The 13402-nt window shown below is 42.9% G+C and carries 12 protein-coding genes and 1 pseudogene; 6 read left to right on the top strand and 7 right to left on the bottom strand.

Annotated features, from left to right (window positions below; all coding sequences use genetic code 11):
- Positions 1–27: 27 nt before the first annotated feature.
- The 4 genes from ftsH to rplS all read left to right on the top strand — a co-directional run bounded on the left by ftsH (position 28) and on the right by rplS (position 4187).
- Complete coding sequence (gene ftsH, locus FPZ43_RS08145) at positions 28–2124, top strand: ATP-dependent zinc metalloprotease FtsH (protein ID WP_146381372.1); 2097 nt, start codon at positions 28–30, stop codon at positions 2122–2124.
- Between the two features lie 94 nt (positions 2125–2218).
- Entirely contained in the window at positions 2219–2857 is a 639-nt protein-coding gene (locus FPZ43_RS08140; protein ID WP_146381371.1) for a LutC/YkgG family protein, read from the top strand.
- Between the two features lie 139 nt (positions 2858–2996).
- Positions 2997–3671, top strand: coding sequence for a tRNA (guanosine(37)-N1)-methyltransferase TrmD (trmD, locus tag FPZ43_RS08135; RefSeq protein WP_146381370.1), 675 nt, complete (start codon positions 2997–2999; stop codon positions 3669–3671).
- Positions 3672–3839: 168 nt separating this feature from the next.
- Positions 3840–4187 (top strand): 50S ribosomal protein L19, encoded by a 348-nt coding sequence (rplS, locus tag FPZ43_RS08130; RefSeq protein ID WP_146381369.1) that lies wholly within the window; start codon positions 3840–3842, stop codon positions 4185–4187.
- Positions 4188–4780: 593 nt separating this feature from the next.
- On the opposite strand, the pseudogene FPZ43_RS08125 reads toward rplS, so the two are convergent.
- From FPZ43_RS08125 to FPZ43_RS08110, 4 genes and pseudogenes are all read right to left on the bottom strand, one after another.
- Positions 4781–5434, bottom strand: a pseudogene (locus FPZ43_RS08125) (phosphatidylserine decarboxylase family protein); the annotation flags it as partial.
- A 23-nt stretch (positions 5435–5457) separates the two neighbouring features.
- Positions 5458–6273, bottom strand: coding sequence for a phosphatidate cytidylyltransferase (locus tag FPZ43_RS08120; RefSeq protein WP_146381368.1), 816 nt, complete (start codon positions 6271–6273; stop codon positions 5458–5460).
- Positions 6270–6482, bottom strand: a complete 213-nt coding sequence (locus FPZ43_RS08115; protein ID WP_146381367.1) for a putative signal transducing protein — start codon at positions 6480–6482, stop codon at positions 6270–6272. Before FPZ43_RS08115 ends, FPZ43_RS08120 begins: the two co-directional genes overlap by 4 nt.
- Positions 6463–7404 carry a CPBP family intramembrane glutamic endopeptidase gene (locus FPZ43_RS08110; protein ID WP_146381366.1) on the bottom strand — a complete coding sequence of 314 codons (942 nt, stop codon included), beginning with the start codon at positions 7402–7404 and terminating at the stop codon, positions 6463–6465. The genes FPZ43_RS08115 and FPZ43_RS08110 overlap by 20 nt, the downstream gene beginning before the upstream one ends.
- A 38-nt stretch (positions 7405–7442) precedes the next feature.
- Here FPZ43_RS08110 and dusB point away from each other — a divergent pair, with 38 nt between their 5' ends.
- Positions 7443–8435 (top strand): tRNA dihydrouridine synthase DusB, encoded by a 993-nt coding sequence (gene dusB / locus FPZ43_RS08105; RefSeq protein WP_146381365.1) that lies wholly within the window; start codon positions 7443–7445, stop codon positions 8433–8435.
- Positions 8436–8483: 48 nt separating this feature from the next.
- On the top strand, positions 8484–8870 hold the full coding sequence (gene apaG / locus FPZ43_RS08100) for a Co2+/Mg2+ efflux protein ApaG (RefSeq protein WP_146381364.1): 387 nt from the start codon (positions 8484–8486) through the stop codon (positions 8868–8870).
- Positions 8871–8949: 79 nt separating this feature from the next.
- Here the strand turns inward: apaG and FPZ43_RS08095 are convergent, their stop codons facing one another.
- The 3 genes from FPZ43_RS08095 to FPZ43_RS08085 form a co-directional block, all read right to left on the bottom strand.
- Positions 8950–11070 (bottom strand): prolyl oligopeptidase family serine peptidase, encoded by a 2121-nt coding sequence (locus FPZ43_RS08095; protein WP_146381363.1) that lies wholly within the window; start codon positions 11068–11070, stop codon positions 8950–8952.
- 130 nt (positions 11071–11200) lie between these two features.
- Positions 11201–11917: a zinc metallopeptidase gene (locus tag FPZ43_RS08090; RefSeq protein WP_146381362.1), complete on the bottom strand. Its 717-nt coding sequence runs from the start codon at positions 11915–11917 to the stop codon at positions 11201–11203.
- A gap of 123 nt (positions 11918–12040) precedes the next feature.
- Positions 12041–13378 (bottom strand): UDP-N-acetylmuramoyl-tripeptide--D-alanyl-D-alanine ligase, encoded by a 1338-nt coding sequence (locus FPZ43_RS08085; RefSeq protein ID WP_146381361.1) that lies wholly within the window; start codon positions 13376–13378, stop codon positions 12041–12043.
- Positions 13379–13402 lie beyond the last annotated feature (24 nt).

Raw genomic sequence — 13402 nt, 5'->3', positions numbered from 1 at the left:
ATTTACAGATTATGTTGAGCTTATAAAATGGAAAAAGATAAAAAGCCCGAAAAACCTTTCAGAAAGGTTCCGAATAAAAAAATTACACCTAAACCACCCAAATTTAACCTGATGTGGTTGTACGCCATTGCCATTATTGGCCTTTTGGTAGTACCAACCCTTATGGGAAATGGCAATGGTAAGCAAATAGACTTTCAGCGTTTTAGCAACCAAATGTTGCGTACCCGGGATGTTGACCACATTGTGGCCTACAAAAACGGCGATTTGGTTACTGCCGAAGTTTATATTAAGAAAGATAGCCTTATTAAATCACAATATGCTGATGCCAACAAAAATCAGCGTGGTTTGGGCATGTCTGCAAATGAGCCGCAATACAACTTTACCGATGCCAGCTACGAAAGCCTAAAGCAATCTATAGCAGCGGTTGAGAAAGATATACCGGATGGACAAAAAACACCTATCGAGTATCAGCAAGGTAAAGAAAACCTTTTGAGTAACTGGCTGGTGCAATGCATTATTATGGCAGTGTTGCTGGTTGGTGTTTGGTTGTTTATTATGCGCCGCATGAGTGGCGGTGCTGGCGGCGGCCCCGGTGGCCAAATATTCAACATCGGTAAATCAAAGGCTACACTGTTTGATAAAGAAGCACAGGTTACCGTTACCTTTAATGATGTTGCCGGTTTGGAGGAAGCCAAGCAGGAAGTAATGGAAATTGTAGATTTCCTTAAAAACCCTAAAAAGTACACCAACCTGGGTGGTAAAATTCCTAAAGGAGCTCTACTTGTGGGTAGCCCGGGTACAGGTAAAACGTTGTTGGCCAAAGCCGTTGCAGGCGAGGCGCAGGTGCCATTCTTCTCACTTTCAGGTTCTGACTTTGTGGAGATGTTTGTTGGGGTGGGTGCATCACGTGTGCGTGATTTGTTCCGCCAGGCAAAAGATAAAGCGCCTTGTATCATATTTATAGATGAGATTGATGCTATTGGCCGTGCCCGTGGCAAAAATAACATGATGGGTGGTAACGATGAGCGAGAAAACACCCTTAACCAGTTATTGGTAGAGATGGATGGTTTCGGTACCGACTCAGGTATCATTATCCTCGCTGCAACTAACCGTCCTGATGTATTGGACAGCGCATTGATGCGCCCGGGACGTTTCGACAGGCAGGTATCTATTGATAAACCGGATTTGATTGGCCGCGAACAAATCTTTAAAGTGCACTTGAAGCCTATTAAATTGGCTGAAGGCGTCGATCCTAAAAAATTATCTGCTCAAACACCAGGCTTTGCCGGTGCAGAGATTGCCAACGTGTGTAACGAGGCTGCTTTGATTGCTGCACGCCAAAATAAAGAGGCTGTTGATATGAAAGATTTCCAGGACGCGATTGACCGCGTTATTGGTGGTCTTGAAAAGAAAAATACTTTAATTTCTCCTGAAGAGAAACGCGTGGTTGCATACCATGAGGCCGGACATGCTATTGCAGGCTGGTTCCTGGAGCATACCGATCCATTGGTTAAAGTATCAATTGTTCCGCGTGGTGTTGCTGCATTAGGTTATGCACAATATCTGCCAAATGAGAAATTCCTGGTAGCTAAAGAAGAGTTGATTGATGACATGACACTTTCAATGGGTGGCCGTGTTGCTGAGGATATCGTTTTCGGCAAGATTACTACCGGTGCCTTAAGTGATTTGGAACGTATTACCCGACTTGCATACGGCATGGTTAAAATATACGGTATGAACAGCAAGGTTGGTAACCTGTCGTTTTACGACCCACAGGGCGACAGCCAGTTTGTTAAGCCATACTCTGATGCCACTGCCGAGCTGATTGATGCCGAAGTACGTAACCTTATCGACTCTGTTTACCAGCGAACCAAAGACCTGTTGAACAAACACCGGGAAGGTTTAGAGAACGTAGCAGCAAAATTGCTTGAGAAAGAAGTTTTGTTCCAGTCGGATCTGGAAGAGATATTGGGTAAGAGGCCTTTCGAACACCGTACAGCGTATGATAAGTTTGTAAACGGCGAGCCCAGCCTGATTCCTGATAACAATGCGATACCAGACAATGTTATTAACCCTGAGCTATCAAGAATAGATGGGGTTAGCGAGTCATCGTCAGAAAAATAATTGCGTATAAATAGTTAAAAGTCGCAAGTCTTGAATCCTTTTAAGGAGCAGGACTCGCGGCTTTTTACTTTTTACTTTTTACTTTTGCCGTTACATGAGGGATATTACAACATCAAAAGAAAAGCTACTTAAGAAAGTGCGCAAGGCACTTTTGGAGAAACGTGATAACCCTTATCCAAACCTGGAAGAGCAACCGCTTTACCCGCCAAACGATGAAATGCTGGAAGTGGTTTTTGCCGAGCAATTTACAGCTGTTAACGGGCAGTTTGTATTTTGCGAAGATGAGGTTAACTTTATTGAAAACCTGCTGGAACTTGCCGAAGACAGGAAGTGGCACAAAATATATTGTTGGGAGCCCGCCCTGCAAAATCTCCTTAACACTTACGAGTATCCATATTTTGAAACTGATAAGGACTTTGAACTGGCCGATGTTGGCTTTACACTCTGCGAAGCGCTTATAGCCCGCAATGGTACCGTACTTTTATCAAACGGAAACGCCGCAGGTCGCCGGTTAAGTATATATCCGCCAGTGCATATTGTGTTGGCATATACCTCGCAAATGGTGCTTGATATAAAAGACGGGCTCAAATTATTAAAGCAAAAATACGGCAATCAATTGCCGTCGATGATTACACATGTAACCGGCCCCAGTCGCACAGCCGATATTGAGAAGACTCTTGTATTAGGCGCCCATGGCCCTAAAGAGCTTTTCGTTTTTCTATTAGATGGCTAATTTAAGTTAGTGGTTGTTAGGTATTAGTTACGAGTTTTCATCATATCGGGGAATAGGTGTCAAATTACAGGTAACGCTACGCCCTAGCAGCCAATAACAGCTTACAAATAACCAATCACTAAATTACTACCTTTGCCACATGCGTTTTGATATTATAACCGTATTGCCGGGTTTGCTGGAGAGCCCTTTTGCACACTCTATTTTGCAGCGCGCGCAAAAGAAAGGCATTGCCGAAATAATAGTACACAATCTGCGTGATTACGCCACTGGTAAACAGAAAAGCGTTGACGATTATCCTTATGGCGGCGGAAGCGGCATGGTAATGACGATACAACCCTTTGCAGCTTGTATAGATCATCTTAAAAGCGAGCGCGATTACGACGATATCATATTTATGTCGCCGGATGGAGAAACACTTAACCAGAGCATTGCAAACCAGCTTTCAATAAAAGGCAACATCATCATTCTTTGTGGCCACTATAAAGGCATAGATCAGCGTATTCGCGATATCTACGTAACGCGTGAGCTTTCAATAGGCGATTATGTACTATCGGGCGGCGAGTTGCCGGCAGCGGTTTTGGTGGATGCGGTAGTGAGGTTGATTCCGGGTGTATTGTCTGACGAAACTTCGGCATTATCTGATTCTTTTCAGAATGATTTGCTTGATGCTCCGGTTTACACCAGACCGGCAGATTGGAACGGCCATAAAGTGCCTGACATTTTATTGAGCGGTAATACGCCTGCCGTAGAAAAGTGGCGTTTTGAGCAGGCTCAGGAGCGCACCAAGCAACGCCGGCCAGACTTGTTGGAGTAGTGCAGCTCAGCATTGTTAAGTTATTTTGGCCAAGATATATACATAACCAATTGTGTATAAAACACAAAATGTTGAAATTTTTTAAGCATTGTTTTTTAATTCAGAAAATATCCGTATTATTGCACTCCGATTTTTACGGGCTAAAAATCGCATTAAGAGCTTAAAATCATGGATTTAGTAAAATTTGTAGAAGAGCAATCAGTAGTTAAAAACTCATTTCCCGCTTTTAAAGCCGGCGATACTGTAAGCGTGCATTATAAAATTAGAGAAGGTAACAAAGAGCGTATCCAAGTTTACCAAGGTGTGGTTATTCAGCGTAACAGCGTTGGTAACAGCGAAACATTTACTGTTCGTAAAGTATCTAACGGTATTGGTGTTGAGCGTATTTTCCCTTACAACTCTCCAAACATCGACAAAATCGAAGTTAATAGCGTTGGTAAAGTACGTCGTGCTAAATTGTTCTACCTGCGTGCCCTTACCGGTAAAGCAGCTCGTATCAAATCGAAAAGAGTTTAATTACTACGCTGCCTGGGTGGCAGATAGCTATATAGTACTTAAAGCCTGCAGTTTTACTGCGGGCTTTTTTTGCTTGATGATACTTTGCTGTTGCTAATCATGTGAAGTATGCCGGTAAGTATAAAGGATATTTATGGCTCTTGCGTAACCCCTGTTGACACGAGCGCTTGGAAAGTGGTGCAGGTGAATAGTTATAACTTATAATCGCACTTTAGCCCTGTGAGGTGTTTGCTATATCAAAACATATCTCGTTAAGCTGACAATAATTGATGTGCTGCATTCTCGGTTATTAATGGCTATTTAATACACAGATGCAGTCACGATTAATAAAAAGCTATCGCTAAAAACACAAAAAGCCATGACAACGGTCATGGCTTTTTAAATATGGTAAGTTTAATTTACTTTTTACCTTTTGGTTTAAGAGGTGAATCAGGTTGTACAGAAGCGTCGGCGTTTGGCGCAACTTCATCTTCGGTGTGCTCAATAACAAGGGTTGGTTTGCCATGCTCGTCAGAAGGGTTGGCCAATATCTCCATTTCCTGCTCGCTAACTTCAATGTATTCTTCCTCGTCAACAAAGTTACCAACGGTAGGCAATTGGGCCAGTATAGTGCGGCCACCTTTAACAACCTGGTTAAGTTCTACGTTTATCTTAGATCCTAAGGGAAGGAATATATCTACCCTCGATCCAAATTTTATAAAGCCAAACTGCTGGCCCTGCTCAACGGCATCGCCTTCTTTTACATACCATACAATACGGCGGGCAAGTGCACCGGCTATCTGGCGGAAAAGCACCATTGTGCCCTCGCTGTTTTCGGTAACTATGGTAGTTCGCTCGTTTTCTGTTGATGATTTAGGGTGCCACGCAACAAGGTATTTGCCAGGGTGATATTTAAAGTATTTAACCACGCCGCTTATTGGGTTACGGTTTATGTGCACGTTAATGGGAGACATAAATACCGAAAGCTGAATACGTTTATCCTTTAAAAACTCGGTTTCTACAGTTTCTTCTATCACAACAACTTTACCGTCGGCAGGGCATAGTACGCTTGTTTCATTGGTATTAATGTGCAATACCGGACTGCGGAAAAACTGCAATACTATAAAAAACAGGAAGAATGACAATATGTATATAATCCACTTAACCACATGCGCATCAGGAAAATAAAACTGAATTAGCGCGTTCAGTACAAAAATAAATAGTACCGTAACGGCAATGGAGGTATATCCTTCTTTATGGATAGTCATAGTGAAATGTATTTATTACAAATTTAAGTATTTAAAATGAAGTACAGGTATGTATAAACAATAGGCGCAGCTAATAAAAGCCCGTCAAACCTGTCAAGCAGGCCACCATGTCCAGGAAGTATGCTTCCAGAATCTTTTATATTTATACTTCTCTTAAACATCGATTCAACCAAATCGCCTAATGTACCAAAGCTGCCAATAAGTACCGCTGTTATTACCCAGTGCTCCCACTTCAAGTCTTTATAATAAATGCTTAGAATATAGCCTGCAATTGCAGCTATTGCTATGCCGCCAAAAAAGCCTTCAACGGTTTTTTTTGGCGAGTGGCGTTCAAATAACTTTGTACGGCCAAAAGCCCTGCCGGTAAGGTAAGCGCCCGTATCGTTACTCCAAAGCATAACTAAAAAGCCGAGGGTTAGATGCGGTGTATAGGTGTTCCCAATAAACGCCAGCCCGAAAAAGAACAGGAACGGAGAAACAACAAATATTAATCCTAGGAAAGTATAAGCAATGTTGGTTAACGGAGCAACTGATATTTTGAATAATTCTGAAATGAAAATTAAACTTGTTGCCAGCGTAAGTATAAATATAAAGCTGTATTGAACAGGTTTTTCAACCTGCATTGCTATTAACCCGAAGCCAACAAACATCAAAAAACCGGTGAGCAAACCGGCAACGCGGTTTACTGCAATTCCGCTTTTTATGTTTAACCCGTAAAACTCATTTAGGCAAAGCAGGCTCAAAAGGAGATAGAAGATACCTAATACAATTGGCCCTAACAGCTGTGAGCCTATCATCACAATAATAAAAAAGAAGCCTGTTATGGCGCGTGTTTTCATAAACTAATTTGGTTCAGGATCATTAATTCAATTGCCTGGCTAAAATCTTCCTGGTGCACGTAAACTTCAATGTCGCCAAAGTTGTGATGGGACGATGATTGCCGGTTTAACAAAACGGCATCAATAGCATGCCCAGTAAGCATTTGCTTTACAATTTCGGATTGGTAAAAATTGGATGAGGTGAAAATTTTAACCCAGTTCTTCTCCATTAAAATCGTGGCTGTTTTTGCCCTGTGCTAAGTTTTTGTAAACCAGCAGCAAAATTATAATAATTATCAGGCTAAATATATAGCTGCCATAATTAAAAACATGCGTGCTATCGGGGCTGGTTTTTATCATTTTGTGCTGAAATAGGTATGTTACTACTACAGCTGTGCCATTGTTTAAAAAATGCCCCCAAACCGCCGGCCATACGCTGCCGCTCCAGGCAGCAAAGTATCCTAAAATTGCGCCTATTATCATCCTTGGCAAAAAGCCATAAAACTCCATGTGAAACGCGCTGAATAATATTGCGGTAATCCAAACGGCTGCATGCAGATTTTTGGTCATCTTCATCATCAGGGTTTGTACAACGCCCCTAAACATAAATTCCTCAACAATGGCGGTAAGCAAGCCAACAAGCACTAAGTTCTTAATCATGTCGGCAACGGTATCCATTTTAAGCAGCAGGTCCGTCACCTTGCGGGCCATAACTTCACTGCGTTTCATCCAGTCCTCAATGCCCTTCAAAAATTCGGGTAAAACCATTTTCTGGTTTATATTGCTTGATAGCTCAATCAGTGGCATAGAAATCATCATTATAAAAAAAGCAGCTACAAAAAGCACCCAGTTGATTTTTATGGTGGTTTTAAGATATTCTGCCGGTTGTTTAACAATGTAGCAGGCAAAAACTACAGGCGCTATGAAAATAGGGAGTGTGGTGCCTACTATTTGCAAAACGTAAAGAGCCCTTACTATACCCGGATTGTTAAGTGTACCGCGTAGTACATCTAATAAAACGTCAAGCCCTTGTGTGGCAAGCACTATGACAAAAGAGATAACCGTACCAAGCAATATGATGCCTATAGATATACAGATAAATACCAGGAATTGTAGCCCCGGAGTCATTTGATTTACAGGCCTTTTTACCATGTAGCTTAATTTTTGTAAATTTGCAACGAATATAACCCATGTCGGTACAAATAGGAAATATAGATTTAGGAGAGTTCCCGCTGTTGCTGGCACCGATGGAGGATGTGAGTGATCCGCCTTTCCGTTATGTGTGTAAGCAAAATGGCGCTGATATGATGTACACAGAGTTCATCTCATCAGAGGGATTGATACGCGATGCGGCGAAAAGCCGCCAAAAGCTCGATATATTTGAATACGAGCGACCAATAGGTATCCAGATTTTCGGGAGCGATATAGCGCATATGGCCGAAGCTACCGAGATAGCTACACTTGCTAAGCCAGACTTGATGGACATCAATTATGGTTGCCCTGTTAAGCAGGTGGCCTGTCGGGGTGCCGGTGCAAGCCTTTTGCAGGATATTGACCGCATGGTAGCTATGACAAAAGCCGTTGTAAATGCCACTCATTTGCCCGTAACGGTTAAAACCCGCTTAGGCTGGGATGATAACACCAAGAATGTTTACGAAGTAGCCGAACGCCTGCAGGATGTGGGTATAAAAGCACTTACCATACATGGGCGAACCCGTGCACAAATGTACAAAGGCGAAGCCGACTGGACATTGATTCGTGATATTAAAAAGAATCCACGAATCAACATCCCAATATTTGGTAATGGGGATATTGATTCGCCCGAGAAAGCTGCCAACTGGCGGCTGGAGTACGGCGTTGATGGCATGATGATAGGCCGAGCAGCCATTGGATACCCCTGGATTTTCAGGGAGATAAAACACTTTTTTGCAACCGGCCAGCATTTGGATAAGCCTACCATTGCGGAGCGTATTGAGGTTTGTAAAACCCACCTCGAAAAATCAATGGAGTGGAAGGGTCCTAGAACCGGTATTTTTGAAATGCGCCGCCATTACAGTAATTACTTTAAGGGTGTGCCCGATTTTAAAGAGTACAGGATGAGGCTGGTAACAGCAGGTACCTTAGAGGAAATATTGGGTATACTGCACGAAGTGGATAAAAAATATGCCTTTGAAATGGCTTAGTTTTTGTTCATATCGTATATATTTGACAGAAAGACAGATACAACCATCATGGCCACAACAATTACCGACGGCGTTAGGGTTTCAGTCGAAACAGTTTACCAACCCGAATATTCAAATCCCGGCAACGATCATTTTATGTTTGCCTACCGCGTAAGTATCGAGAATACCGGCAGCTATGCAGTACGCCTCATCAGCAGGCACTGGTACATATTTGACTCAAACGGCGCTAAGCGCGAAGTTGAGGGGGAGGGTGTTGTAGGCCAGCAACCTATTATTGAGCCAGGTTCATCGCACGAGTATGTGTCTGGCTGTAATTTAAAAACAGATATGGGCAGCATGAAAGGCGAATACCAAATGGAGCGCCTGATGGATGGTATGCTTTTCGATGTACAAATACCGGAGTTTTACCTGGTAGCGCCGTACCGGTATAATTAACAAGTCAAAATTTAAAAGTCAAAAAATTAAAAAGCCGCTGTGTGATAAACACAGCGGCTTTTTGTTGGTATGAACCAAATTATTTTATTTTGGTAATACCCATGTTCCAAAACATAAAAGCCCATTTATCGGCTTGTTCATTAATAATCTGGGCCGTTGATTTACCCGCACCATGGCCCGCATTGGTTTCAATACGGATTAAAATAGGGGCCTGTCCTTTTTGCATTTCCTGCAAGCGCGATGCAAACTTAAAAGAGTGCGCAGGTACTACCCGATCGTCATGATCGGCTGTAGTAACCATCGTCGCGGGATAATCGGCCGGTTTAATAGCATGATAAGGCGAGTATTTATATAGGTACTCAAACATTTCTTTTGAGTCTTCTGCCGTGCCATAATCTGATGCCCAGCCAGCGCCTGCGGTAAACTTATTGTAACGTAGCATATCCATAACGCCTACCGCCGGGAAGGCTACCTTGCATAGGTCCGGCCGTTGTGTAATGGTTGCGCCAACAAGCAAACCACCATTAGATCCGCCTGATATGGCCAGGTATTCTTTAGAAGTGTATTTATTATCAATAAGGTACTGCGCAGCAGCAATAAAATCATCAAACACGTTTTGCTTTTGCATTTTGGTGCCTGCCTTGTGCCATGTTTCGCCATATTCGCCGCCACCGCGCAGGTTAGCTACGGCATAAATGCCGCCCTGCTCCATCAACACAATATTTGAGGTGCTGAAAGCAGGGGTGAGGCTTACGCTGAAACCGCCATAGGCATATAGCATGGTTGGATTTTTACCGTTAAGAACAGTGCCTTTTTTATAGGTAATAATCAGCGGTATCTTTGTGCCGTCTTTAGATGGGTAAAACACCTGCTTCGATTCATAATTTGCCGGATCAAACTTAACCCCCGATTTTTTATACAGCGTTGATTTACCTGTTGCTATATCATATTTAAATATGGTGCTTGGGTAAACGTATGAGGTAAAAGTGTAATAGGTTTCTTTTTCGTTCTTCTTAGCACCAAAGCCACCGGCAGTACCTACCGACGGTAGCTGTATGTCATGCTCAAACTTGCCGCTCATATCGTACTGCTTTACAAGTGAAGTAGCATCCTTGAGATACTCGGCAAACAACTTACCGCCACCGGTGGCAATAGTTAAAACATTTTTAGTTTCAGGGATCAGGTCCTTCCAATTGGCCGACTTAGGGCTTGCCGCATCTACCGTAACCAGGCGATAGTTTGGAGCATTTAAATTAGTTAAGATGTATAACTTGCTGCCCACATTATCCACAATGTCATTATTGTTATCAAAGTTGTCTACAACGTTAATAATGGGGCTATCAGGCTGGGTCATATCTTTTATGTATAACTCGTTCCCTGTTGTTGAAACGGCCGCACTGATAATTAGATAATGCTCATCTTCTGTTAAACCGGCACCTATGTAACGGCGGGGTGTGGTTTCGCCGCCAAATATCATTTTATCGCTGGCTTGTGGTGTGCCTAACTTGTGATAATATAATTTATGGTACTGAGTAAGCCCTGCAAGTTCGCTACCCTCTTTGGGCTTATCGTAGCTGCTATAATAAAAGCCCTCGTTTTTGTACCATGCAATACCCGAAAATTTAATGTTCAGCATGGTTTCGCCAACAGTAGTTTTATCCGCGGTGTTCAGCACGATTACTTTGCGCCAGTCCGATCCGCCTTCCGAAATCTGGTAAGCGGCAAGGCTGCCATCTTTCGAAAAATTAATACCGGCTAAAGAAGTAGTGCCATCTTTAGAGAACTTGTTTGGATCAAGAAATATCTCCGGCGCGCCATCACCTATTTGCCGCCATAAAACCGACTGGCTTTGCAAGCCATCGTTTTTATAAAAGTAAGTGTATTTGCCCTCCTTAAACGGGGCGCTGTACTTTTCGTAGTTCCATAACGTTTCCAGACGCTTGCGGATATCCTCGCGATAAGGGATTTGGCCCAAATAGTTTTGGGTTACTTTATTTTCTTCAACCACCCAGGCTTTCGTATCGTCGGCTCGGTCATCTTCCTGCCAGCGGTAAGGGTCGGCTACGGTAGTTCCAAAGTAGGTGTCGGTTATATTGCCCTTTTTTGTTTGGGGGTAAGGTAGTGTCTTAATAGTCATTTGTGCTTGTGAGTGGGTAAAAATCGCCAGAGCAAGTGCCAGCGATGTAACTGTTTTTTTCATGCGATAACGTATGCTGGTAACATACATCGCTAATATAAGGGTATGGTGAAGAGATTAATATATGCGTGTAAAAATAATGCCCGGTTAAGTCCGGGCATTATTTTTATGATAGCTGTTTATCAGATGCCTGTTAGTCTCTTCGTCCAAGCAGCATAGATGCATAGTACAGCAATGTTGCTAATGATCCCAAGGCTGCAACAACGTAAGTCATAGCTGCCCACCAAAGTGCATCTTTGGCTTGTGCATGCTCATCTTGCGTTTGCATAACGCTATAATTGTTGTTCAGCCAGGCTAATGCACGGTTACTCGCATCAAACTCTACCGGTAAAGTAACAAAGCTAAAAAGGGTAACCAGGGCAAGTGCAGCAACACCGATAGCCAAAACGTATGGGTTGTGTGTAAAGAATAATAACATCACACCAATCATCAAAGTCCATTGTGTAAGTGTCGATGCCACGTTAACCACAGGCACCAGTGTCGACCGGAGTGTTAACCAGCTGTATGCCTTGGCATGCTGTACGGCATGGCCACACTCGTGTGCAGCAACTGCGGCCGCCGCAACGCTACGGCTATTATAAACATCAGGACTTAAGTTTACCGTTTTATCGGCAGGGTTGTAATGGTCGGTAAGCTGGCCATCAACAGAAATTATGCGCACATCATAAATGCCGTTATCGCGCAACATTTTCTCGGCCACGTCCTTGCCAGACATACCCGATAATAAAGGCATTTCAGAATATTCTTTAAACTTGCTTCTAAAACGCATCTGCACAAAAAAGCTTATGATAGCGATAGCGATCATCAAAATCCAGGCAGAACTATAAGATATCATTAAAATGCTAATCATAGTTATATCAATTTTTATATCACAACTATTTCAAAAAGCATTCCACTTTGATTATACCATGTAGTCGGCATGGTTGGTACCCATGGCATGACAAAAGTGCAGAAGCGTAAGTTTTTTTTAGGTTTAAAACAACTCTACCAAACGCTCTAGAGCCATTCCGCGCGAACCTTTTATTAATATCGTAGCGCCTGATATTGGCTTTGCTTTTAAGCCGATTAGCGCATCTTCGGCAGTCAGGTAAAAAGTTGTATTGGTTAAGGCTGAGCTCTGGGCCTCGGTTTGCTGGCTCGAAAATTCTTTGCCTATAAAGATCCGCTCTTCTACGTTTGCCTCGAGTGCTTTTTTAATAACGGCTGTGTGTTCGGCTGCCGATTCATCGCCCATTTCAAACATGTCTCCTAAAATGAGTACCTTATTAGTAGCCCCCATCTTATCCATGTTATCAATAGCTACAAACATGCTGCTTGGGTTGGCATTATAAAAATCGCAGATTAGCGTGTTGGTTGCCGTTTTGGTTATTTGTGAGCGGTTGTTTTTAGGCTGATAGCCTTCTACACCCTGATCTATCTCGTCGGCGGTTAGGCCGAAATAACTGCCGATGCAAATAGCAGCAAGTATATTATCTAGATTGTAGGAACCAGTTAGCTGCGTGGATACATTATATGATGAGCTGTTGCGATTGTTCCATTTCAGTTTTAACAGGGGCGAACTGTCAAGTAGTTTTCCGCAAACAAGGTTATTGGTGTTATGGCCTTTGCCATAATAAACAACATTGTCAAGACCCCTGTCTTCAGCCATCTTGAGCAGCGTTGCATCATCGCTATTAATAAACGCAAAGCGCCCCTCGCCGGCATGCTCCTTCAGGTAATCATACATTTCGCCTTTGCCTATTTTCACACCTTCAACACCGCCGAAACCTTCAAGGTGTGCCTTGCCAACATTGGTGATCATGCCATGACTGGGCTGTGCTATTGAGCATAGCAAAGCAATTTCCTTTTGATGATTTGCACCCATTTCAATAACTGCCATTTGGTGCGTGTTGTTAATGGTGAGGATGGTAAGCGGCACACCTATGTGGTTATTTAAATTGCCTTGCGTCGCCAGCGTATTAAACTTTTGCGATAGCACAGCATTTATCAATTCTTTAGTAGTGGTTTTGCCATTGGTGCCCGTTAACCCAATTACCGCTATATTAAGTTGCCTGCGGTGATGAGCGGCCAACTGTTGCAGGGCTGTTAACACATCATCAACCAGCAAAAACTTATCGCTGGTTTTGTAGTCAGCATTGTCGATGATTGCATAAGCGGCCCCGCTTTCTAACGCTTTTTGGGCAAAAGTATTAGCATCAAACTTATCGCCTTTAAGCGCAAAAAATAAACTTCCGTCAGCTATTTTGCGGGTATCGGTACTTATAACCGGGTGCTGCAGGTAAATTTGGTATAACTGGTCTGTTGTAGTCATGGTAAATGCAAACTTAACGGGTTA

The sequence above is a fragment of the Mucilaginibacter pallidiroseus genome (assembly GCF_007846085.1).
In the GTDB taxonomy this organism is placed as follows: domain Bacteria; phylum Bacteroidota; class Bacteroidia; order Sphingobacteriales; family Sphingobacteriaceae; genus Mucilaginibacter; species Mucilaginibacter pallidiroseus.
This window is presented reverse-complemented; position numbering and strand designations above follow the sequence as displayed.